This window comes from Lactococcus hircilactis (assembly GCF_009601015.1).
GTDB lineage: Bacteria > Bacillota > Bacilli > Lactobacillales > Streptococcaceae > Lactococcus > Lactococcus hircilactis.
The window spans coordinates 23,990-46,766 of the sequence record NZ_WITJ01000004.1 but is presented as its reverse complement, the minus strand read 5'-3'; the positions used below and the strand labels follow the sequence as shown (position 1 = coordinate 46,766).

The window sequence follows — 22,777 nt, the reverse complement described above, 5'->3', positions numbered from 1 at the left end:
TTTAAATGAAAAAGAGGAATAAAATATGGCAGAAAAAACGGTTCACTCAGAAGAATTAGGCGACATTGTTATTGCTCCAGAAGTTCTCGAAGTCATTATCGGTATTACGACTGCAAAAATTGACGGTGTTTATGCATTACGTAACAAACGTTTTTCAGATAGTCTTGGCAAAAAGGCGGAAGGACGTGGCGTTTATATTGATACAAAAGAAGGAAAAGTAGCAGTAGAAATCTATGTTTACTTGGCTTACGGAATCAGTATTCCAACCGTCGCAATTAAAATTCAAAAAGAAGTGAAAGAAGCAGTTGCTCAAACTACAGAAATCATTGTTGATGATGTTAACATTCATGTGGTAGGTGTCGTTACTGAAAAGTTACCAAAACCAAATTTTGCAGATCTGTTTGATGAGGGATTCTTTAATGCCTAAAAAGCTAACTCAACACGATATTCGCCAACGCGCAGTACAGACTTTGTACAGCTATCACGTGCAGCGTGAAATGTCAGATGAAGTGATGAAAAATTTCCAGTTTAATGTTGGAAAGATTGATGCGATTTTAGATCGTCCTCCCCGTTTTGAGGTTGACTATCAAGATGAACGCATCACAGTTCGTGGGTTTCAAAAGCGTTTCACTTCAAGTTTGAGTCAGTTGGTTGAAATTTATGATATTCTTGGGATAGCTTTAGATCATAGTGCTTTAGTAAAAGCAAATGATTTTGTTCGTGATTTTGGTGGTTATGCAAAAAAAATGCGAGATAATGAGGCTTTAGAGCTATATACTGGGGTCTTTAGTAACTTAAACTTTGTTCGCTTATTTAGCATTGATCTTGAAGAAACACCAACACCTCAAAAAGTTTTAGAATTTCTTCGTGCCATTGCACAAAAAAATACAGCACAAGATCAACTCGAAACATTTAACAAAATATTTTCACTTGCACATGGAAATATTAGAGAAAAATATACGCTTGAATTTTTTGAACCTGTCCTTTTGCAAAAGGAACTCCATCACATGCTTGATGAAGCAGCGCTCAAACACACTCAGAACAATCGGAAGTTATTAGATATTACAAAACGCTTTGTTTTGAATTATGATAATGAAAAGCCGCTGGAAATTGAAGCTCCTGACTATTTTGATACCTTGATTGATGGCGTTTTGAATGATGAAGCAGCGCTTCAAACGATGATTTCGCCTTACCTATCTGAAAAATGGTCATTTGAGCGTTTGACGATGATTGAACGGGTGATTTTATTGGTTGGTGCTTATGAAATAACAGCAACGCAAACCCCAGATGTGGTCGCTGTAAATGAAGCAGTCGAGCTTTCAAAGGATTTTTCTGATGTGAAATCCACACGTTTTATTAATGGTGTTTTGACACATTTAATTAAAAAATAAAAAGATAAAAAGATAAAAAATGAATCTTCTCGGTTCATTTTTTTTTGCGTTTTTTTACATCAAGAGTGGTAATAATTGAAATTTTGGTGTAAAATAGTGTTATGAGAACGTTTTCTTTTTTAGAAAATAAAGCGTAAAAACGAAAGGAGTGAAGATGACTGAGGCTTTCAAATTTATGATAAATGAGCATCATTCCCATTTATCAGGACTTTCGATTCCCGTGTTTTCCCTTAGGACAAAGGATTCTTCAGGAATTGGTCAATTTTCAGATCTAAAGTGTTTGGCTGATTTTGCACATCGGACAAAAATGCGAGTGATTCAATTGTTACCAATCAATGACACGACAACTTTTATGGACTGGCGAGATTCATATCCCTACCGTGCGATTTCAGTATTTGCACTTCATCCAATCTATTTCAATCTTCATGAATTTCTGAATGATTTGACCACTCAAGAGCGCGGCGCATTAAAAAAAGAAGAACAGCGATTGAATGCTCTGAAACAGATTGATTATGAGCGTGTCTTGGCCTTAAAATGGAAATACATCACGTTAATTTATCACGCAAAAAAAGAAACGATTCAAGCGCAATCAGATTATCAAGAATTTATCAAAAAAAATGAAAACTGGTTAAATGCTTATGCGTGTTTTTGTGTTTTAAGAGATCAAAATCAATCGGCTGATTTTATGCAGTGGTCAGAACATCAGATTTATTCTGATCTGGTTTACAAGACACTTTTGAAAAACCCAATGCAAAAAGAACAGATTGAGTTGCACTTTTTTGTTCAATATGTGCTTCATGTTCAACTCACAGATGCTGTGGCCTATTGTCATCAGCTTGGCATTGCAATTAAAGGGGACATTGCAATTGGTATTGCACATGATTCTGCGGATGCTTGGACAAATCCGTCACTGTTTCATCTTGATCGCCAAACCGGAGCGCCACCAGATCTCTTTGCGATAAATGGACAAAATTGGGGATTTCCAACGTATAATTGGACAAAAATGGCGGAAAATGGGTATCAATGGTGGAAACAACGAATGGTCGCCATGAGTCAATATTTTGATGCTTATCGTTTGGATCATATCTTAGGATTCTTTCGGATTTGGGAAATTCCTAAGGGAAGTGTGAGAGGGTTACTTGGGCAATTTTCAAAAGCTTTAGCATTGGACGCCAAAGAAATCGAGCAGCGTTATGGAATTCCTTTTAGACAATGGGGGATTGAGCGGTTCACACAACCTTTTATCAAGGATTGGGTCTTGGATCAGATCTTTGGACGGGATTATCGAGATACGATCATTCAAAATTATTTGACGTATGTAGGACATGGAAATTATGTTTTAAAGCCGGAATATGAAACGCAAAAAAAAGTTGAGGCTGCGCACTTAGATGAGTGGTTGACCGACGGACTTTTTCAATTGATTGAGAATGTGATCTTTTTAGTAGATCACGAAAATGGCCATTTGTATCATCCTCGAATTAATCTTCAGTCCACGATTTCATATCAGGAATTTGGAGCGGATTATAAAGCGCAACTTGATCGACTCTACGTAGATTATTTTTATGGTCGAAATTATGATTTTTGGAAAAATCAGGCTTATGAAAAATTGCCAATCATTAAAAATTCGACAGCGATGCTTGCTTGTGGTGAAGATTTAGGAATGGTGCCAGAGAATGTTCCTGATGTGATGTATCATTTGGAAATTTTGCGATTAATCATCGAGCGAATGCCAAATGATGATCATTTTGTCAATCCTTTGCAGTATGTTCCTTATCTGTCAGTACTGACAACATCAAGTCATGATACCAGTAACTTGCGGGCATGGTGGGAGGAAAACCGCGAGAACACGCAACGTTATTATAACGACGTCATGGGGTGGTACGGACAGGCTCCGAATGTGGCCACAGGTGAAATCATTCGAGAAATCATTACACGCCACTTGAATACAGATGCGATGCTTGTGATTTTGCCGCTTCAAGACTGGCTAGGGATGGATGAGCATTTGCGTGCGTCGAATCCTCAAGAAGAACAAATTAATGTGCCTACTCACCCATTTCATTATTGGAGATACCGCTTACATATTGAACTTGAAGATTTGCTTCAAGAAGAGGAATACTGTGATTTTTTAGCAGAATTGATTGGACAATCCAATCGAGATCAATCGCTTATTTTGGATTGATTTATGATATAATGAATTCAAGTTAGAAAATATTTTTAATTCTAAATATTGTGTGCAATTAAAACAATAAAATCCTTATATCATTTTGAATTATGTGTTTATAATTATAAAATTATTATAATGTAGTTAAAAAAAGGAGGTTTCGAGATGGGAATCGAAATGTTAGGTCTTATTCTTGCTGGCGGCCAAGGGACACGTCTTGGTAAATTAACAAAGGATGTGGCAAAGCCTGCTGTACCATTTGGTGGACGTTACCGGATCATTGATTTTGCACTTTCTAATTGTGCAAATTCGAATGTTAAAAATGTTGGGGTGATCACTCAATATCAACCCTTAGTCCTTAATTCGCATATTGGAAATGGTGCACCTTGGGGATTAAACGGGGTGACCAGTGGAGTCACAATTTTGCAACCTTATTCTTCTCAAGAAGGGTCAAAATGGTTTGAAGGCACATCACACGCAGTGTATCAAAACATTGCTTATATTGACCAACAAAATCCTGAATATGTCCTGATTTTATCAGGGGATCATATTTACAAGATGGATTATGAGGCAATGCTTGAAAGTCATAAGGAACGCGGGGCATCACTGACAGTTTCTGTCATGGAAGTTCCAATTGAAGAAGCTTCTCGTTTTGGAATTATGAATACAGATGAATCTGATCGGATCATAGAATTTGAAGAAAAACCTAAAGAACCAAAATCGAATTTGGCATCAATGGGAATTTACATCTTTAACTGGAAACGGCTGCGTGAGGTGCTTGTTAACGGTTATTCTAAAGGAAATCCAATGGAAGATTTTGGTGGGGACGTCATTCCGGCCTATATTGAATCTGGCGAAAATGTCTTTGCTTACCGTTTTAAAGGCTACTGGAAGGACGTTGGAACGATTGATTCTCTTCATCAAGCGAGCATGGAATTTCTCGATTTAAATATGGAGTTGGACATTAAAGATAAAGGATGGCGAATTTACAGTCGCAATGATATTTCAGCACCTCAATTTGTGACTGCTGAAGCGGATGTCAAGGATTCGTTGGTTGGAGATGGATGCTATGTGAGCGGTTCGGTGCATCATTCTATTTTGTCTCAAAACGTTCATGTTCAAAATGATACTGAAATTGAAGATAGTTTTATCATGAGTGGAACTTATATTGGTGAGCATGTGGTCATCAAAAATGCCATCATTGGTGAAAATGCAAGAATTGGTGATCATGTGCAAATTATTGGTAGCCCAGATGCTATTGAGGTGATTGGTCATGGTGAAGTAAAGGGGGAAGAGAAAAATGAACAATAGTAATAAAATGGCAGCACTTTTATCGAACGTGACAAGACATCCTGAGCTGTCACCACTGACAGACGAAAGACCGATTGCAACGCTTCCGTTTGATTGTAAATATCGCTTAATTGACTTTCCTTTATCTTCCTTATCTAATGCGCACGTGGATTCTGTATTTATGACCTTCAATGAAGGAGAAACGCAATCAGTGTTTGACCATCTTGGAGCAGGATCAGAATGGGGATTTGATTCCTTTAATAGTCGTTATTTTGTGTATATCCAACAAGATTTTGATCGATTAAAAGCAAAAGGAGATTCTTATTTTAATCAGCACATTAATTTCTTGAAACGGTCCAAAGCACCGTTTACAGTACTGATTGGAAGTAAATTTATTTGTAATGTTGATTTAAATTCCGTTTTAAAAATTCACAAGAAAAATGGAAAACCTGTGACAGCAGTGTATAAAAAAGTAGCGCCTGAGATTGCGGCGACGGATGATACGATTCTTCGATTTGAAGAAGATGGACATGCGACAGGGCAATACAAGAGAGACATTGAGCAATTTGAAGAAAAAGAAGCACTCGGTGTGAATGTCTTTATTGTAGATACGGAGTGGTTGATTGCGTTTATCGAAAAAATGCAAGAACAAGGTGAAATTGCATCCATTGCAAGTTTGATTCGTCTTCATTTCAATGAAATTGAAGTCAATACTTATGAATATACGGGATACATGAGCAATATTACGGATGTTAAATCTTATTATGATGCAAATATGGCCATGCTTGAACCTGCAAATTTCACATCACTGCTCTATAGCAGTCAACCTGTTTTGACTAAAATCAAAAATGAAGTGCCGACTTATTTTTCTAAAGCCAGCAAAGTCACAAATAGTCAATTGGGTTCAGGCTGTATTGTTGAAGGAAGTGTGGATTCGTCTTTAATTTCACGTGGGACAAATATTGGAACTGGTGCAGTGATTGAGCATGCATTGGTCTGCACAAGTAGCGAAATTAAAGAAAATGCGACCGTCAAGTATGCCATCATTGATAAAAACGCTGTGATCGAAAATGGTGTTTCTGTCATTGGAAGTTTGGAGCATCCGATTGTGATTCCTAAAAATACAGTCGTCACAGAAGATGTCATCAAGGCTTAAAATTTGATAAAATAAATGTGTCAGCGCTGATGGAATTCTGTCAGCGCTGACAGACTAGAATGGACTCAATCAAAGGAGATAAAAATGAAAGTTTTGTTTGCTGCAAGCGAATGTGCGCCTTTTTTTAAGACAGGTGGTTTAGGAGATGTAGCGGGTGCACTTCCAAAAGAATTAGCAAAGAAAAAAGAAGTGGATGATGTAGCAGTTATTTTACCTTATTTCAAAGATGAGATGAAAGAAAGTTTCAAATCAGAGTTAAAAGATGAACTTTGGGATTTCGTAAATGTTGGATGGCGCAGAGAATATGTCGGTGTGAAATCTTTAAAAAAAGATGGTGTCACTTACTATTTTTTGGATAATGAGCATTATTTTTCTGGCAAAGGACTTTATGGCTATGACAATGATGGTGAGCGCTTTGCGTTCTTTGATTTAGCGATTTGTCAGCTGTTAGAGCGTTTAGATTTTGGAATTCCAGATATTATTCATGTCAACGATTGGCAGACCGCAATGATTCCGTTTTTGCTCAAAGAAAAGTTCAATTGGATCACAGCTTATCAAAAGATTAAAACTGTTTTGACATTGCACAATATGCAATTTCAAGGCTGGCTTGATGGATACGCTTTAGTGGATTTGTTTGGCATGGGAATGGAGCGTTTTAACGAAGGCGTCGTTCGTCACGATAACATGCTCAACATGCTCAAAGCAGGATTGTTGTATGCTGACAAAGTGAATACCGTTTCTCCAAGTTATGCCCAAGAAATTAAAACGCCTGCATTTGGCTGCGGACTCGATCCGATTTTGAATTTTATCTCAGATAAGCTCTCAGGTATCCTCAATGGAATTGATTATGACCTCTTTAATCCTGCCACAGATAAACAAATCGAGCATCATTTTGATGTGAAAAATCGCTCAGGAAAACAAGCCATGAAAAAAGCCCTTCAAGAAAAAACAGGACTTTCTGTCAGTACTGACAAACCCTTGATTGGAATTGTCAGCCGATTGACTGACCAAAAAGGGTTTGATTTAGTGCTCTCAGAGCTCGAACATCTTTTACAAGAGGATGTTCAAATTGTTGTTTTGGGCACTGGATTTCCAAATATCGAAGCAGGGTTCAACTATTTCTCTTCAAAATATCCAGATCGATTTTCAGCAAATATTGCATTTAATTTAAAATTCGCACAAGAAATCTATGCGGCAAGCGATCTCTTTTTGATGCCCTCAGCATTTGAACCTTGCGGATTGTCCCAAATGATTGCCATGCGTTATGGTAGTTTACCCATCGTTCATGAAATTGGTGGACTTAAAGATACAGTGACGCCGTTTAATCCGATTGAAAAAACAGGAAATGGCTTTGGCTTTGTCCAATTTGATGGATACACATTGACACAGACCGTCAAACAAGCAATCTCACTTTATCAAAATGACCGAAAAACCTTTGATCAATTGGTTCTGTCAGCAATGACAGAAGATTTTTCATGGGCCTCAAAAGCGCAACATTACGTTACACTTTATGAAACACTCACATAAAAAATCCATAAAAAATGATAAAAACATACGCAAACGGTTGCGTAAATCCATAAAATTTGATAAAATGCTAATTGAAAGTAGAAAATTCTACTTGAACTAGCACTTGAGTTCGGCTCGTTTTCAGTTTGCAAAGCATCTCAATGCACTGAAGAAAGCAAGAAAAATAGATCAAGCACTAGAAAAAAAGAGGTGACACTTGAAACTTACAAAAAAGCAATTTAAACAAGATTTTGAAAAAAGACTATCTACAAAATTCGCAATAGACATTGAAAAAGCAGGACCACAAGAAAAATTAGCTGCACTTTCTTCAGTTGTTAAAGCGTATTATTCAAAAATTTGGCAAGAAGATAATGAATATAAATACGAAAGCAAGAAAAAACAAGCCTATTACTTTTCAGTCGAATTCTTGCCAGGTAAAATGTTAAAAAGTAATTTGCTCAATTTAGGAATTTTGGACACTGTCCGTGAAGGATTAGCAGACTTGGGTATTGAGCTTGATTCAATTGCAAGACTTGAACCTGATATGGCCATCGGAAATGGTGGACTGGGGCGTTTAGCATCATGTTTTATGGATTCTGCAGCATCAACTGGAATTCCATTGAACGGAAATGGAATCCGCTATAGTTATGGGTTGTTCAAGCAAAAAATCGTTGACGGCTACCAAGTAGAGCTTCCAGACGCTTGGCTCTCCAACGGAAATCCATGGGAAGTGCGTCGCTCTGATAAAGCATTTGAAGTTACTTTTGGTGGAGAAGTTTGGCTTGAAGATGATGGGACTGGAAAACTAAGACCAAAATATCGGAATCAAGAGCGTGTCCTTGCTGTTCCTTATGACACGCCAATGGTCGGATTTGAGAATACCACTGTGAATAATATGTGTTTATGGAAATCAGAAGTGCCAAAGGATTTGGATCTTCAATTCCAAAATCTGGATTATATGCGTCAAACGGCGATGCTTTCAGCAGAGCTGTATCCAGATAACTCAAATTATGATGGTCGTCTCTTGCGCTTAAAACAAGAATATTTCTTTGTTTCAGCAGGACTTCAACGCTTGATCAAACATTATGTGAGTACGATTCAAAGACCAATCACTCATTTGGCAGATTATGTTTCAGTTCACATTAATGATACCCATCCTGCACTTTGTGTGCCTGAATTAATGCGTATTTTGATTGATGAGTACGATATTGCTTGGGAAAGAGCATGGAATATCACTGTGAAAGTCATGTCCTACACAAACCATACAATCTTATCTGAAGCACTTGAAAAATGGCCAGAAGAAATGGTTAAATCCCTCTTACCACGGATTTATCAAATTATTCTTGAAATTGACCGCAGAAGAACCGCTGAACTTTTACCAAAAGTAGGAGCAAAACTTGTCCATAGCACACGGATTATCAAAGACGGACAAGTGCACATGGCCAATCTTTCGATTATTGGTTCACATTCAACCAATGGCGTTGCAAAACTTCACTCAGATTTACTTAAAGATGTCGAACTTCACGATTTCTATCTCATTTATCCAGAACGTTTCAACAATAAAACAAATGGGATTGCTGATCGTCGTTGGAGTCAAATTGCAAATGAACGACTCTCAACAGTTTTGGATGAAACGGTTGGAAAAGCATGGCGCCATAATTTAAATGAACTTAAACTTCTTGAAGCCCATAAAAATGACACCAATACTTTAGAACGTTTGCAAGCTGCAAAATTTGATGATAAATTACGTTTAGCAGACTACATCAAAGAAAACAATGGAATCACGGTTGATCCCAACGCCATTTTTGATGTCCAAGTCAAGCGACTTCACGCTTATAAACGTCAACTTTTGAATGTATTGCATATTTTGAAACTCTATTTTGACATCAAAGATCAACCAGATATTGATGTCTATCCACGTGTCTTTATCTTTGGAGCAAAAGCTGCACCTGGATATCACTACGCGAAATCAATCATTAAAGCCATCAATGAAATTGCAAACATGATTAATAATGACCCTGATGTTGGCAATAAACTGAAAGTGGTTTTCATCGCCAATTACAACGTAAGTAAAGCAGAAATCATTATTCCAGCTGCTAATGTTGGAGAACAAATCTCACTTGCCTCAAAAGAAGCTTCAGGAACGTCCAACATGAAATTCATGTTGAATGGAGCATTGACGATTGGAACTTTGGACGGTGCGAATATTGAAATTTTTGAAGCTGCAGGAAAAGGAAACTTCTTTAAATTTGGATTAGATAAAGATGAAGTTTATGAATATTATAGAAATGGCAATTACAATGCCCGTGATATTTATGAACAAAATCCCGTCGTGCATCGCATTTTGGATGCTTTTGTGGATGGGACTATTCCAAATATTAGTGCAGAAGGACCAGAAATCTTTGAATCCTTGACGACATATAATGATGAATATTTTGTTTTGCGCGATTTTAATGATTATGTTCGGGCCCAAAAAGATTTAGAAACACTATACAAAGATCGGACCGCTTGGACAAAAGCAAGCTTGATGAATATTGCAAATGTTGGAAAATTTAGCTCAGACAGAACAATCAAAGAGTATGCTGATGCGATTTGGCATGTAGAAGAAAAGAAATAAACTTGCGTTATAAAAGCAGTTTTGCCATCAAAAATTTGATGGTAAATCAATTTTTATAAATGAATGAAACGAGAGATAATGTACTATTTTAATTCTTGGGACTCACACTACAAACAACCTTTTGGAGCCATAAAAACAGGGGATGTGATGAAAATAAATTTTTCATCCACCATACAAAACATCAAAGTCAAATTCATCATTCGTCGCGATTTTGGTCAACGTCATGAGTTTGACATGCAATTGATCGAAGAGGGACTTTACAGTTCTTCTGTTCAATTTGATGTTGGACATGGTTTATATTTTTATTATTTTGAAGTGACCGAAAATACGGAATGGAGCGCTGTTAGACAGTATTATGGAAAAAGTGATACAGGTGGTGAGGGCGTTTTATATCTGTCAGAGCACGATGTTCGTCCTTATCAGGTAACGGTTTATGATAAAGATGATCAAGCCCCAGAGTGGTACAGAGAAGCTGTCTTTTATCAAATTTTTCCAGATCGGTTTTATAATGGAAATGAAGATGACAAAATCAATGCACCAAAACCGAATTCATTTCTTTATGGATCATATAAAGACGATCCCTTTTATGTGAAAGATGAAACAGGCGGAATTGCGCGGTGGGATTTTTTCGGTGGAAATTTAAAAGGAATTCTCAAAAAAATACCATACTTACAAGCGCTAGGAATAACAGCAATATACTTGAATCCGATTTTTTTAGCGACCAGTAATCATAGATATGATACCAATGACTACCTCGAGATTGACCCGATGCTTGGCAGTGAAAAAGAATTTAAAGTCTTGCTTGAAACTTTGCACCAAAATGGGATGCATCTTATCTTGGATGGTGTTTTTTCGCATGTGGGAAAAAATTCACGATATTTCAATATTTCAGGTGAGTACGGTTTAACAGAAGGTGCGACGAAATCAATTCAAAGTCCTTATTTTGATTGGTTTAAATTTACGGATTATCCTAACGATTATAAATCTTGGTGGGGCATTAAAGATCTTCCTGAAATTGATAAAGATAATGAAAGTTTCCGCGCGTTTATTTATGGGAAAAAAGCGTCAGTGCTAAAGAAATGGAACGATTTTGGCATTGATGGATGGCGGTTAGATGTCGCAGATGAGTTGCCCGATTCTTTTATTCGTGGCATTCGTGAAAATCTAAACGCTTATCCTGAAACAGTGCTGATTGGAGAAGTTTGGGAAGATGCTTCGAACAAGATTTCTTATGGAAAAAGAAGAAATTATATTTTGGGAGATAGTTTGCATGGGTGTATGAACTATCCTTTTCGAGACATGATCATTAGATATCTTACTGGGGGACTTTCGGCTCATGATATGGCACATCAATTGATGGTATTGTCTGAAAATTATCCTAAAGAGATTTTTTACAATAATTTAAATAATTTAGGCACGCATGACACAGAGCGTATCTTAACGATGATTGGTTTAGAAAATAACGAAAATGCAATCGGGTTAATGTTTAGTCTTCCTGGAGTGCCTTGTGTTTATTATGGAGATGAAGCTGGACTTGATGGCGGCAAAGATCCAAGTAATCGAAAATTTTTCCCTTGGGACAACATTGATTCAAAGAGTTATGACCTTTATAAAAAATGGATCGCATATCGAAAATCAGAAAAGAACTTAAAGGCGGGTGAATTTTCGACCTTTTATGCCAATAATATCCTTGGTGTGTTACGTTTTTCAAAAGATGAGAAATGGATCAGTTTGTTTAATCCCAGCTTAGATAGAATCAGTCTTTCATTTGATGCATTCACTTTTTTACAAGAAGAAGTCGTGGATGACGAACTCAAAACACTCCTTAATCAAATTGAGATTGAAGGAAAATCAAATCTCATCATAAAAAGTAAATGAAGCACAGATTTTCTGTGCTTTTTTGTTAAAAAATTTAAAATAAGGTGTGATTTTAAAAAGGAAATAAGGTCAAGTGCGCAAGATTTTTTTGAACTTGACAAGTTGTATAGAACCATTTATAATTAAAACTATGGAAAACTTAAATCAGTCTGAAAAGACATTTTTTGGGCAGCCTCGTGCACTTTTAACACTCTTCCAAACAGAACTTTGGGAGCGTTTTTCTTATTATGGGATGCGCGCGATTTTGCTGTACTACTTATATACAACAACAACCAGTGCGAATGCTGGACTTGGACTTCCAAAATCAGAAGCGATTGCGATTGTTTCTATCTACGGTGCTTTAGTTTATCTCTCTACGATTGTTGGGGCTTGGATTGCGGACCGTGTCATTGGAGCTTCAAAAACCATTCTTATTGGTGGGATTTTGATTATGTTTGGACACATTGCATTAGCCATTCCTTTGGGGCTTACGTCATTATTTTTGGCGCTTGTGTTGATCATTTTTGGAACAGGGATGCTTAAACCGAACATCTCTAATATGGTGGGGCACCTCTACACTAAGGAAGATACACGGCGTGATACTGGATTTAATATTTTTTATTTTGGTGTGAATATCGGCTCCTTGTTGGCCCCAATCGTTGTAGGGACTGTGGGTCAATCTTATAATTATCATTTGGGATTTTCAATTGCTGCAATTGGGATGTTGGTAGCATTGTTTGTGTATTGGCATGGACGTATGAAGCTTTTTCCAGAAATTGGTAAAACTCCTTCAAATCCGATGGATGCTCAAGAAAAAAGACGCTTTAGTGTGACTTTTGGAATCCTGTTGATCGTGATTATTGCGGGATTATTTGGACTCTATGCGTGGAATCAAGAAGATTTTATTGATCATTTGATTAATGTTCTTTCTGTAATCGGCATTGTCATTCCACTCATTTATTTGTTCAGAATGTTCACTTCTAAAGAAGTGACAAAAGCAGAACGTTCAAAATTGATGGCGTATGTTCCAATGTTTGTTTCAGCGATTATTTTTTGGGTGATTGAAGAACAAAGTTCAACTGTCATTGCGACGTGGGGCTTGGACCGTTCTAACCTTCATCCAGTCTGGTTTGGTATCAGTGTAACAATTGATCCATCGTGGTATCAATTGCTTAATCCATTATTTATCATTTTATTGACACCTGTAATTGTTCGGATCTGGAATAAGATGGGAACTCGTCAACCGTCAACCATTGTTAAATTTGGAATCGGTTTGATTTTAGCTGGGAGCTCATACGTGATAATGATGCTGCCGGGGTGGATTGATGGAGTGAATGGACGTTCCAGCAGCTTATGGCTTTTGTTGATGTTTGCGATTCAGATGGCTGGAGAATTGTTAGTGTCGCCTGTAGGGCTGTCTGTTTCAACCAAACTTGCGCCTGAAGCTTTTCAATCTCAGATGGTCGCCATGTGGCTCTTATCTGATGCTGGCGCACAAGCAATCAACGCTTTAATCGCACCACTCTTTAAGCCAACGACTGAAATAGCATTTTTTGGAATCGTTGGGGGAGTGGGAATTTTAATTGGTTTATTCTTATTCGTCATTAAAAAACCAATTTTACGATTGATGGGAGATATTAGATAAGGTTAAAAAATGATGCGATGGCATCATTTTTTGATTTCAGATGAGCTGTCAAATCTGTTTGACAGCTGAGATGTTTGTACTTGATCGTTAAAACTCCTATAATGAGATTAATATCAGGCATGTTGTGTCATGTGATGTAAAGAAGGAGATAAAATGAGAGTGTCTATTTTTTCAACGTGTGTCGTTGATTTGATGTTTCCAAATGTAGGAATTGCGATGGTTGAAGTGTTGGAGCGCTTGGGATGTGAGACAGACTTGCCAGAAGATCAAATTTGCTGTGGGCAGCCGACATTTAATAGTGGCCTTGTAAAAGAATCAATGGCGACGATCAAAAATCAAATTGATGCTTTTGAAAAGAGTGATTATGTCGTTGGTCTCGCGGGTTCTTGTTGCGCAATGTTTAAAGAATATCCTGAATTTTTTGATGCAAGCGATCCTTATCATGCAAAAGCTCAAGCATTGGCCGACAAAACTTGGGAATTGACGCAGTTTCTCGTGCGTGTTTTAGGTGTGAAAGATGTCGGTGCGACATTCGATGGTGAAGTTGCGACTTATCATCGCTCGTGCCACATGACGCGCTTATTGGGAGAGCGTGAAACACCGTTTGTTTTACTCGAAAATGTGAAGGGGTTGAATTATTCTGCACTTGAACATCTTGAAAATTGTTGTGGTTTTGGGGGGACTTTTTCTGTAAAATCTCCTGAAATTTCAGGAAGAATGGTGAGTGAAAAGGTAGAAGATATCGTAAATACTGGTGCTGAAATTCTTGTCAGTGCTGACATGGGATGTTTGATGAATATTGCAGGAAAATTAAATCGTGATGGAAAAAGAATCAAAGTGATGCACATTGCAGAGGTGCTCAATCATCAGGTTGATTTGACACGGATTAAAAAACCAGATTTTGATGCCATTGAAAAGGCGCATGTGGTTGCAGATCCAGTAGCTACACCATTTCATAGAACGTGTCATTAAAAAGAGCAGAATAAAGGAGAAACAATGGGACTTTCAACCAGTACAAAAACATTTGCCGAACGATTAGAAGAAAGTAAGAACGATAAATTTGCTCAAGCCGCAGTGGCTAAAGCGCAAGATGCACAGTGGATTAAAAGAGAAGGTGCGCGTGAGGAGTTAGGAAATTGGGAAGAGTGGCGACTTCATGGGGAAGCGATTCGAAAGCATGCGATTGAACATCTGCCACATTATTTGACAGAATTTTCAGATCAAGTTGCTGCGCGTGGCGGTCATGTCTTTTTTGCGAAAACAGCAAAAGAAGCACAAGAGTACGTCCGTGATGTGATTGTTCAAAAAAAAGCGACGCATGTTGTGAAATCCAAATCTATGGTGACGACAGAAGTGGATATTGATCCGATGCTTGTGGCACTTGGAAATGTGGAAGTCCTTGAAACGGATCTTGCAGAATTTATTTTACAAGTTGCAGATTGGGATGAACCTTCTCACATCGTTTTTCCAGCCTTGCACAAAAATCGAGATCAAATTCGTGAAATTTTTGCGAAAAAACTCGGTTATACGGGAGATAATGATCCTGTCAATTTAGCACGTTGCGCAAGAGATACGATGCGAAAATTATTTTTGAAATCTGAGGTCGGAATTACTGGATGTAATTTTGCAATTGCAAATACAGGGCAAATTAATCTCTCAACCAATGAGGGAAATGCTGATTTGACTATTTCGATTCCAAAAACTCAGATTGTTCTGATGGGAATGGAACGGATTGTGCCGTCAATTCAAGAAGCAGAAGTACTGGATAATTTGTTGGCGCGTTCTGCGGTTGGTCAGAAATTAACCACTTATGTAACATTTGCAGGGAAAAAAGCAGCGGATGAATCTGATGGACCAGAAGATTTTCACGTTGTCATTGTGGATAATGGACGGTCAAATGCTTTAGGAACAGATTTTCAACCTGTATTGCAGTGTATCCGCTGTGGTGCTTGTTTGAATGTCTGCCCTGTTTATCGTCAAATTGGGGGACATGCTTACGGCTCTATTTATCCTGGACCGATCGGCTCTATCTTATCTCCTGTTCTTGGCGGATATGAAAAATATGGTGATTTACCTTATGCTTCTTCACTGTGTGGTGCTTGCACGACGACATGCCCTGTGAAAATCCCGATTCATAATTTATTGATTGAACACAGAAAAGTGATGGAAGATGACTTAAAAATGCATCACGATGGTGCATTTATGAACTTTGAGATGAATACGATCGGAAGTGGAACATCACATAAGTGGATGTTCAGTATGGCACAACAAATGGCACATACTGGCTTGAGTACATTACCCAAAGAAGAAGTAAGTGTGAGCAATATGTTTGAGCGTGGCGCAGTCAAAGCCGCTCCAGCGATTGCTAAAGGATGGACAGATGTTCGCAGTTTACCTGTTGCACCAAAATCGAAAGATCAATTCCGCAAATGGTATAAAAATCACAAAAAGGAGAGTGGAAAATAATGGCTGGAAGCATTCAAAATCGTGAAAGTTTTCTGTCAGTACTGACAGAAAAGTTGGGAGATACTCCCTTTGAACCTTACGTCGCACCTACGGATTTACCTGTGCGTCATCTTGCAGAATGTACGATAGATGAGTTGTTAGTAATGGCAAAAGAACAAGCTGGGCAAGTATCAGCCAATTGGGTGGAAACAAAGGCCAGTGATCTGAGCGAAGTGGTCAATCGCCTTATCCAAAAATCTGGTGGTGGTCAAGTCATGATTCCTGATGATCCGCAATTTGAACAGTTTGGACTTTCTGTCAGTGCTGACAAAGTTGTCCAGTGGCAAAAAGGAGAGCAATATCGTGAAGAAAATATCATGAATGCGCAACACGCGAATGTTGCTGTTGCTTTTGCTCAATTTTTCCTTGCAGAATCTGCAACAATTGCTGTGGAATCCAGTGCTGGACAAGGACGATCGATTCATTTTTTACCAACGCATTACATTTCCATTATTCCGCAAAGTCGTATTGTTCCAGATATGCAACGCGCAGCAAAATGGTACGACGCACATAAAAAAGAGAATACGACACTTCATTTTATTTCCGGACCGTCCAACTCTGGGGACATTGAAATGCAGCTGGTCATCGGCTTACACGGCCCGCTTGAAATTTTTTATGTCATTGTAAAAGACATCTAAAAAATCCTGTCAGTACTGACAGGATTTTTTCTCAATTTGAGAAAGATGGGAGACGTTTGAAATGTTTTCTACGATTCCATTTATATTTTGCTGTTGTTTTTCCTTCAAGCATCGCCACATAATCATCCACAAAAGTAACAATAAAACTCTCTTTGTAGCGCGGAGGAGCAATTGTTGCACCCCACATGTGTTTGATGATGATGTCCTTTTCAAGAGGAGAAATCGTGGTCAACTTGCAGGCATTGCGCCATGCAATTCGAGGATGGACATAGGCATGACTTTTTGCAAACTTTGTATCTCGCCAATCGTAATAAAACAAATCGTGAAACAATCCTGCGCGCGCACATGCTTTAGCATTTAAATCCATTTTTTTCGCAATACGATAACTCATATAGCTCACACGCAAGCAGTGTTGCAAACGCGTCGAAGTGTAGTGATGGACAATTGTGTCCAGTTTTTTGAGTTCAGGCATTTCTAAGAAATGACCAACATAACTCATGTATTCAGCATCATTAAACCAAGGTTCATTTTCTAAATTCATGAGATGATTATAGCACAAAAAACAAAGTTATGAATAATAATATGCTCTTTTTTTGTTAAAATATAATGACGATAAAGTTAAAATTAAGTAACAAAAAACGGATTTAAAAAATAAAATTATCAAAATAATGAAACACCAATAAAAAATACGACTTAAGTCGTATGACTTTTACAAAAAAATTTGATAGAATAGAATTAAGAAAATAAATAAGGAGAATCTTAATGAATAATAATGATAATCTTATTTTTGATGATAAAAAAGATGGATTGAATGCCTTTTTCAGTAAAGTATATGGGTTGATGGGAATTGGAGTACTTCTTTCAGGACTTGTCAGCTTCGTGATGCTTCGTTTTTTCCAAAATAATTTATTATCAATGATAAATAGTAAAGGAAGCCTTGTCTTCTTGCTTTTATGGCTCATTCCATTGTTTATGGTTGTACCAATGCAGACTTCAGCGATGAAAAATTCATCTGCTGCACTGCCACTGTTCATTGTTTACTCAGGGTTCATGGGCTTTTTGATTAGTTTCACTTTGCTAATGTACACGGCTACAGACATCACACTTGCTTTTGTGACTGCTGTTGCGATGTTCTTTGGACTTGCCGTTTACGGACGAACCACAAAGCGTGATTTAGGTGCTTGGCACAAAGCTTTAGTGGCTGGAGTGATTGGTTTGATTGTCATTGGGATTTTGAATTTCTTCATTCAAAGTACCCCACTGATGCTGTTATCTTCCGTGATTGGTGTGATCATTTTCTCTGGTTTGATTGCTTATGATAACCAAAAAATCTCACAAGTTTACTATCAAATGGGCGATAGCAATGGCTGGGCGATTTCAATGGCGCTCTCGCTTTATCTTGACTTCCTCAACCTATTCCTCTTCTTGCTTCGTCTTTTCGGATTTGCAGGAAACAATAGAAATTAACATTAAAAAATCATGAGAACATACTCATGATTTTTTCTTTATCTTTTTGATTTTTCACAATCAAGACATGATCCATTTTGTCATATTTTTCAATCAAATGTTGTATTTTAGGAGTGTTACGTTTTGGAAAATTCCAGATGAATGACATGAATTCAAAGTATTCACGATCGAATTTTTCTTTAAAATTTGTTGCCATATCCGATCGATTGTGCCCTTGAATTCTTGATTTCAAAGAACGCTTAATGACCCGAAAAATCGCTTTACAACGTGAAATTTTAAGCCAAATAATCAAATCTGCCTCAGGCAAACGCACCTCCATTGTCCCAGAATAATTTCCATCAATAATCCAATCCTCATTTTTTGACATAAAATTGACTTGAGCCTCCCTAAAATAAAGACGGGCATCCTCAGAATAATCGGTTTTATGCCAAATTTTATCCAAATGCAAAACAGGAAATCCTGTCAGTACTGACAACTTTTTTGAAAAAGTAGATTTTCCAGCACCAGACGATCCAATAAGTAAAATTTTCATCCCATCACCTCCATCTAAAAAAAGCAAAACCTATTATAACACGTTTCAAATAAAAATGTTCTGTCAGCACTGACAGAACATTATTTTAAGAAAAGTTTCTCTAATTGACGCGCGACACCATCTTCATCATTAGTCCATGGCAAAATCTCAGTTGCAAATGGTTTTAATAGCTTAGAAGCATTTTTCATGGCATAAGCATGTTTTGAGAGTTTGAACATTTCGATGTCGTTGTGTTCATCTCCAAAAACATAAAGATTTTCAAGGGGCAAATCAAGGACACGTAGCAAATGCTCAAGTGCGGAAGCTTTTGTGATTCCTTTTGGCACCACTTCTAAAATCCCATTTGGACCGCCCCAGCCACTCACTGCAATTTTTCCATTGTAATGATCTTGCATCTCTTTAGCCAAACGAAATTTATCTTTGACACGCGTAGAAAGCAAAATCGCATGAGGATTTTCAGTGACCCGATCTGCCCGCAAACGATGATAAGGTAAAAAACGATCCACACCAAAAATATCCGTTGGAACATTTTTAAACGTATTTAAGAAAAATTTTCTCCGATATTCCACAGCAAAATATTCCAAGTCAAAATTTTGTTGATGGCGCAACAGCTCAAATACAAAAGAGCGTGTGATATAATGCGCTTTTGTATGTTCCCAATGTTTATTCGTTGGATTAGAAATCAAAGCCCCATTAAAATTAATCATTGGACTCGTCAGTTCAAGTGCTTGGTAAATCGCAAGAGACATCCGATAAGGACGCCCCGTCGTGATGCAAATCAAATGACCTTTCGCTTCAAGTTGTTTAAAAATATATTTTGTATAAGCACTGACAGAACGTCCATCACTGCGCAATGTTGTACCATCTAAATCGATGGCAATAAGTTTTGTATCTTTGTTATTCATCGCTTTCCTGACTAAAAAAATGAGAGGTATTAAACTAATTTATTTCATTATATCATAAAAGCGCAGGTTATTTCAGCGAATGATTGGATGATCAAAAACAAATCAAAATGCTATTTCCGAACAATCTAATCCATTTATCTCAAAAAACTTTAAGAAAACTTGTTATCTTAAACCAACCTGATATAAAATAGTAAAGTACCGTATTTATTCGGCATTTGTTTTATTATAAAGGAGAACTCTCGTGAACAAGTTATTTAAACTTGAAGAAAATCATACGACCGTTGGTCGTGAAATTATGGCTGGAATTACGACATTCTTTGCAATGTCTTACATCCTCTTTGTGAATCCAGAAGTTTTAGGTTCAACAGGAATGCCTGTTCAAGCCGTATTTTTAGCAACAATCCTAGCATCAATCGTAGGAACCGTAGCAATCGGATTGATTGCCAACGTTCCTTACGCATTGGCACCAGGAATGGGACTGAACGCATTCTTTGCATATACTGTAGTTTTAAGCCTTGGATATACTTGGCAAGAAGCACTCGCAATGGTCTTTATTTGCGGAATTGTCAACATCATTATTACATTTACCAGCATTCGTAAAGCCATTATTTTAGGAATCCCTGAGAGCTTACAGCACGCCATTGGTGGAGGGATTGGGATTTTCATCGCCTACATCGGGATTAAAAATGCTGGAATTCTCCAATTCATCGCAGATCCAGGAACCTACACAAATAATCATGGCACGATTACAGCTAACAGCTCCATTGTTCCGGGATTAGTGACGTTTAACAATGCTGGTGTCCTTGTTGCACTTGCCGGTGTTGTCATCACGATGTACTTCGTTCTTCGCGGACGTCTCTCAAAGAACCCAATCTTTAAAGCAGGAATTTTAATTTCTATTCTTTTAACAACAATTATCGCAATTCTTTCAGGTGTAGTAAAAGTAAATCTTTCCACCTTGTTTGCAGAAAATAATCTCGCAACAGCAATTCACCAAATGGGACAAACTTTTGGTGCAGCATTTGGCCCTAAAGGATTTGGCACATTGTTCTCAAACTCCAATCGAATTATTGAAGTTTTGATGACTGTACTTGCATTCTCCTTAACTTCTATCTTTGATCCAATCGGAACATTCATTGGAACCGGTCGTGCAACAGGAATTTTCACCGACGAAGATTTAAAAGACATGGAAACGTCACACGGATTTTCATCTAAAATGGATAAAGCCCTCTTTGCTGACATGATTGCAACTCCAATCGGTGCCATTTTTGGAACATCAAACACCACAGTATTCGTAGAATCAGCAGCAGGTATCGGAGCAGGTGGACGCACAGGATTGACTTCTATTGTTGTAGCGATTATGTTTGCCATCTCAAGTTTCTTCCTCCCACTCCTAAGCATCGTTCCAACACAAGCAACAGCACCAATCTTGATCATTGTCGGAATGATGATGCTCAGCTCATTTAAAGAAATCAATTGGTCAGATCTTAGTGAAGCTATTCCAGCTTTCTTTACATCAGTATTCATGGGATTCGCATACTCTATCTCATACGGTATTGCAGCAGGATTTATTACATATATCATCACAAAATTAGTCAACGGAAAACCAAAAGAAATCAAACCCGTCGTCTGGGTTGTAGCAATCCTCTTTGTGATTAACTTTGCAGTATTAGCGATTTTGTAAAAGAAAATAAAAAGAGACTTGTGTCTTCTTTTTTGTTTGAAAGTGAAGCTTAAATAAGGAATACAAAGAGTATTTAGTAATGAAGCATTACTGGTTGAAAAACTGTAATGCTTTTTATTTTGTAAAAATCCCAACACTGCGGTTAAAAAGCTAAATTTTTAACGGATATGATATAATATTACTAACATTAATTTCGTGAAAAGTCAGGTGTGACGGGCTTTCATATGAAAAATCCAGACGGCATAATCTTACGCAAAATCGCAAAACTGGCTATACTATTCACACCATTTCGCGATTTTTATGAAAATTCCGCACGGTATCCAGGGTGTCTCGTTGGCGCACCTGTAAAATCAGAACTCCTTGTGAGGTAGAAAGCAGGCTCAAATGAGCAAACATAAGAATACGATGAAAAAGAAGCTTAGCATCATCATCCCCTTTTACGGGCAAAACGAGAGCGATCTCGCGATTCCGCTCAGGAGCATTAACAATCAAGTAAGTGTTGATTTCGCGAAAATTGACGTCCATCTCGTCAATGATGGAGGCAAGCCAATAAACACCGACAACCTCGCGATTTTTGCGAATTTGGATTTACATTATCACGAGCTCCACGAAAACGTCGGTCCTGGTATGGCGCGACAATATGGGATTGATCATAGCGCGGGCGAATATCTGATGTTTGTGGACGCAGACGATTATCTTAATCACTCTGCTGCACTTTCAAGCTTTTTTAGTGCAACTGAATCAGATGAAAATGCGCAAGTTTTGCGTTCTAAATTTATCGAACAAGTTCCAAATGGAAATGGTGATTTAATTGAGATTATCGCAGGCTATGACAGAAATGCAGTTTATGCTTGTTGGATTGCACGAAAATGGTTGAATAAAATAAAATTACGCTTTATTTCTGAACTGCGTATCTACGAAGATAGTTATTTTATTGACTTGATCAATAATTTAACACCAGGAATCAAGAGTATTGATGATATTACTTATGTTTATGTTTTTCACGAAAAATCATTGTCGCATGTTGGAAAATCGGTCAGTTCGGAATTTGCGGATACTTGGGTTCTGTCAAAATATTACGAACTCAAATTTCTTAGTTCGCGAAAAAGTGTTCCGTTTTTGAAAGATTACTTAGCGGCAGTTTTACTTCAAGCTTATTTGCGTTATGAAAAATTTCCACCAGTTGACGAAGAAAAATTTTGGTCGGTTCTTTGGAAATTGATGAAAAAATACGCTTACCTTTGGGAAGGATTTTTCGCGGAAATGCAGCTGGTGGCAAATCAAGAAAGTCAAATGAAAAACGGTGAATTTTATGGTGTCGATACAAGCAATTTACGAAAATTTATTAAAAAATGCGAGCGATGATTTTTATTCTGTCGCTCTTTTATTTTCGCTACTTTTTCTGATAAACAGCGACTTTTTT

At 37.6% G+C, this 22,777-nt stretch carries 18 protein-coding genes; 15 read left to right on the top strand and 3 right to left on the bottom strand.

Features of this window, described 5'->3' with window-relative positions; translation table 11 throughout:
* Positions 1–25 precede the first annotated feature (25 nt).
* From GHI93_RS03285 to GHI93_RS03230, 12 genes are all read left to right on the top strand, one after another.
* Complete coding sequence (locus GHI93_RS03285; RefSeq protein WP_153495580.1) at positions 26–427, top strand: Asp23/Gls24 family envelope stress response protein; 402 nt, start codon at positions 26–28, stop codon at positions 425–427.
* Entirely contained in the window at positions 420–1,391 is a 972-nt protein-coding gene (gene nusB / locus GHI93_RS03280) for a transcription antitermination factor NusB (RefSeq protein ID WP_153495578.1), read from the top strand. The genes GHI93_RS03285 and nusB overlap by 8 nt, the downstream gene beginning before the upstream one ends.
* A gap of 154 nt (positions 1,392–1,545) precedes the next feature.
* Positions 1,546–3,570, top strand: a complete 2,025-nt coding sequence (locus GHI93_RS03275) for a 4-alpha-glucanotransferase (RefSeq protein ID WP_153495576.1) — start codon at positions 1,546–1,548, stop codon at positions 3,568–3,570.
* A 147-nt stretch (positions 3,571–3,717) separates the two neighbouring features.
* The gene (locus GHI93_RS03270) at positions 3,718–4,863 is read left to right on the top strand and encodes a glucose-1-phosphate adenylyltransferase (protein ID WP_153495574.1); all 1,146 of its coding nucleotides are present in this window, start codon (positions 3,718–3,720) and stop codon (positions 4,861–4,863) included.
* Entirely contained in the window at positions 4,853–5,998 is a 1,146-nt protein-coding gene (glgD, locus tag GHI93_RS03265; protein ID WP_153495572.1) for a glucose-1-phosphate adenylyltransferase subunit GlgD, read from the top strand. Before GHI93_RS03270 ends, glgD begins: the two co-directional genes overlap by 11 nt.
* A gap of 84 nt (positions 5,999–6,082) precedes the next feature.
* On the top strand, positions 6,083–7,525 hold the full coding sequence (glgA, locus tag GHI93_RS03260) for a glycogen synthase GlgA (protein ID WP_153495571.1): 1,443 nt from the start codon (positions 6,083–6,085) through the stop codon (positions 7,523–7,525).
* A gap of 196 nt (positions 7,526–7,721) precedes the next feature.
* Positions 7,722–10,121, top strand: a complete 2,400-nt coding sequence (locus GHI93_RS03255; protein WP_153495569.1) for a glycogen/starch/alpha-glucan phosphorylase — start codon at positions 7,722–7,724, stop codon at positions 10,119–10,121.
* Positions 10,122–10,199: 78 nt separating this feature from the next.
* Positions 10,200–11,999 (top strand): alpha-amylase family glycosyl hydrolase, encoded by a 1,800-nt coding sequence (locus GHI93_RS03250; RefSeq protein ID WP_153495567.1) that lies wholly within the window; start codon positions 10,200–10,202, stop codon positions 11,997–11,999.
* Positions 12,000–12,129: 130 nt separating this feature from the next.
* Positions 12,130–13,623, top strand: coding sequence for a peptide MFS transporter (locus GHI93_RS03245; RefSeq protein WP_153495565.1), 1,494 nt, complete (start codon positions 12,130–12,132; stop codon positions 13,621–13,623).
* A 153-nt stretch (positions 13,624–13,776) separates the two neighbouring features.
* Positions 13,777–14,595, top strand: coding sequence for a (Fe-S)-binding protein (locus tag GHI93_RS03240; RefSeq protein ID WP_153495564.1), 819 nt, complete (start codon positions 13,777–13,779; stop codon positions 14,593–14,595).
* A gap of 24 nt (positions 14,596–14,619) precedes the next feature.
* On the top strand, positions 14,620–16,089 hold the full coding sequence (locus GHI93_RS03235; RefSeq protein ID WP_153495562.1) for a LutB/LldF family L-lactate oxidation iron-sulfur protein: 1,470 nt from the start codon (positions 14,620–14,622) through the stop codon (positions 16,087–16,089).
* Positions 16,089–16,766 (top strand): LutC/YkgG family protein, encoded by a 678-nt coding sequence (locus GHI93_RS03230; RefSeq protein ID WP_153495560.1) that lies wholly within the window; start codon positions 16,089–16,091, stop codon positions 16,764–16,766. Before GHI93_RS03235 ends, GHI93_RS03230 begins: the two co-directional genes overlap by 1 nt.
* A gap of 31 nt (positions 16,767–16,797) precedes the next feature.
* Here GHI93_RS03230 and GHI93_RS03225 read toward each other — a convergent pair whose 3' ends face one another.
* Positions 16,798–17,307, bottom strand: coding sequence for an HD domain-containing protein (locus GHI93_RS03225; RefSeq protein ID WP_153495559.1), 510 nt, complete (start codon positions 17,305–17,307; stop codon positions 16,798–16,800).
* Positions 17,308–17,528: 221 nt separating this feature from the next.
* Between GHI93_RS03225 and GHI93_RS03220 the strand changes: the two genes are divergently transcribed.
* On the top strand, positions 17,529–18,233 hold the full coding sequence (locus GHI93_RS03220) for a Bax inhibitor-1/YccA family protein (RefSeq protein ID WP_153495557.1): 705 nt from the start codon (positions 17,529–17,531) through the stop codon (positions 18,231–18,233).
* A gap of 10 nt (positions 18,234–18,243) precedes the next feature.
* Here GHI93_RS03220 and GHI93_RS03215 read toward each other — a convergent pair whose 3' ends face one another.
* Together GHI93_RS03215 and GHI93_RS03210 are read right to left on the bottom strand one after the other, a co-directional pair.
* Entirely contained in the window at positions 18,244–18,765 is a 522-nt protein-coding gene (locus tag GHI93_RS03215; protein WP_153495555.1) for a P-loop NTPase family protein, read from the bottom strand.
* 80 nt (positions 18,766–18,845) lie between these two features.
* Positions 18,846–19,670, bottom strand: coding sequence for an HAD family hydrolase (locus tag GHI93_RS03210; protein ID WP_153495554.1), 825 nt, complete (start codon positions 19,668–19,670; stop codon positions 18,846–18,848).
* 241 nt (positions 19,671–19,911) lie between these two features.
* On the opposite strand from GHI93_RS03210, the gene GHI93_RS03205 reads away from it, so the two are divergent.
* On the top strand, positions 19,912–21,354 hold the full coding sequence (locus GHI93_RS03205; protein ID WP_343030304.1) for an NCS2 family permease: 1,443 nt from the start codon (positions 19,912–19,914) through the stop codon (positions 21,352–21,354).
* Between the two features lie 405 nt (positions 21,355–21,759).
* A complete protein-coding gene (locus GHI93_RS03200) occupies positions 21,760–22,719 on the top strand; it encodes a glycosyltransferase family 2 protein (RefSeq protein WP_211368873.1) in 960 nt (319 codons plus the stop codon).
* Positions 22,720–22,777 lie beyond the last annotated feature (58 nt).

What these genes read in the sequence shown, in the direction of transcription:
- GHI93_RS03285 (WP_153495580.1), top strand. Translation starts at nt 26, where the DNA reads ATGGCAGAAAAAACGGTTCACTCAGAAGAATTAGGCGACATTGTTATT.
- nusB (WP_153495578.1), top strand. Translation starts at nt 420, where the DNA reads ATGCCTAAAAAGCTAACTCAACACGATATTCGCCAACGCGCAGTACAG.
- GHI93_RS03275 (WP_153495576.1), top strand. Translation starts at nt 1,546, where the DNA reads ATGACTGAGGCTTTCAAATTTATGATAAATGAGCATCATTCCCATTTA.
- GHI93_RS03270 (WP_153495574.1), top strand. Translation starts at nt 3,718, where the DNA reads ATGGGAATCGAAATGTTAGGTCTTATTCTTGCTGGCGGCCAAGGGACA.
- glgD (WP_153495572.1), top strand. Translation starts at nt 4,853, where the DNA reads ATGAACAATAGTAATAAAATGGCAGCACTTTTATCGAACGTGACAAGA.
- glgA (WP_153495571.1), top strand. Translation starts at nt 6,083, where the DNA reads ATGAAAGTTTTGTTTGCTGCAAGCGAATGTGCGCCTTTTTTTAAGACA.
- GHI93_RS03250 (WP_153495567.1), top strand. Translation starts at nt 10,200, where the DNA reads ATGTACTATTTTAATTCTTGGGACTCACACTACAAACAACCTTTTGGA.
- GHI93_RS03245 (WP_153495565.1), top strand. Translation starts at nt 12,130, where the DNA reads ATGGAAAACTTAAATCAGTCTGAAAAGACATTTTTTGGGCAGCCTCGT.
- GHI93_RS03240 (WP_153495564.1), top strand. Translation starts at nt 13,777, where the DNA reads ATGAGAGTGTCTATTTTTTCAACGTGTGTCGTTGATTTGATGTTTCCA.
- GHI93_RS03235 (WP_153495562.1), top strand. Translation starts at nt 14,620, where the DNA reads ATGGGACTTTCAACCAGTACAAAAACATTTGCCGAACGATTAGAAGAA.
- GHI93_RS03230 (WP_153495560.1), top strand. Translation starts at nt 16,089, where the DNA reads ATGGCTGGAAGCATTCAAAATCGTGAAAGTTTTCTGTCAGTACTGACA.
- GHI93_RS03225 (WP_153495559.1), bottom strand. Translation starts at nt 17,307, where the DNA reads ATGAATTTAGAAAATGAACCTTGGTTTAATGATGCTGAATACATGAGT.
- GHI93_RS03220 (WP_153495557.1), top strand. Translation starts at nt 17,529, where the DNA reads ATGAATAATAATGATAATCTTATTTTTGATGATAAAAAAGATGGATTG.
- GHI93_RS03215 (WP_153495555.1), bottom strand. Translation starts at nt 18,765, where the DNA reads ATGAAAATTTTACTTATTGGATCGTCTGGTGCTGGAAAATCTACTTTT.
- GHI93_RS03210 (WP_153495554.1), bottom strand. Translation starts at nt 19,670, where the DNA reads ATGAATAACAAAGATACAAAACTTATTGCCATCGATTTAGATGGTACA.
- GHI93_RS03200 (WP_211368873.1), top strand. Translation starts at nt 21,760, where the DNA reads ATGAAAAAGAAGCTTAGCATCATCATCCCCTTTTACGGGCAAAACGAG.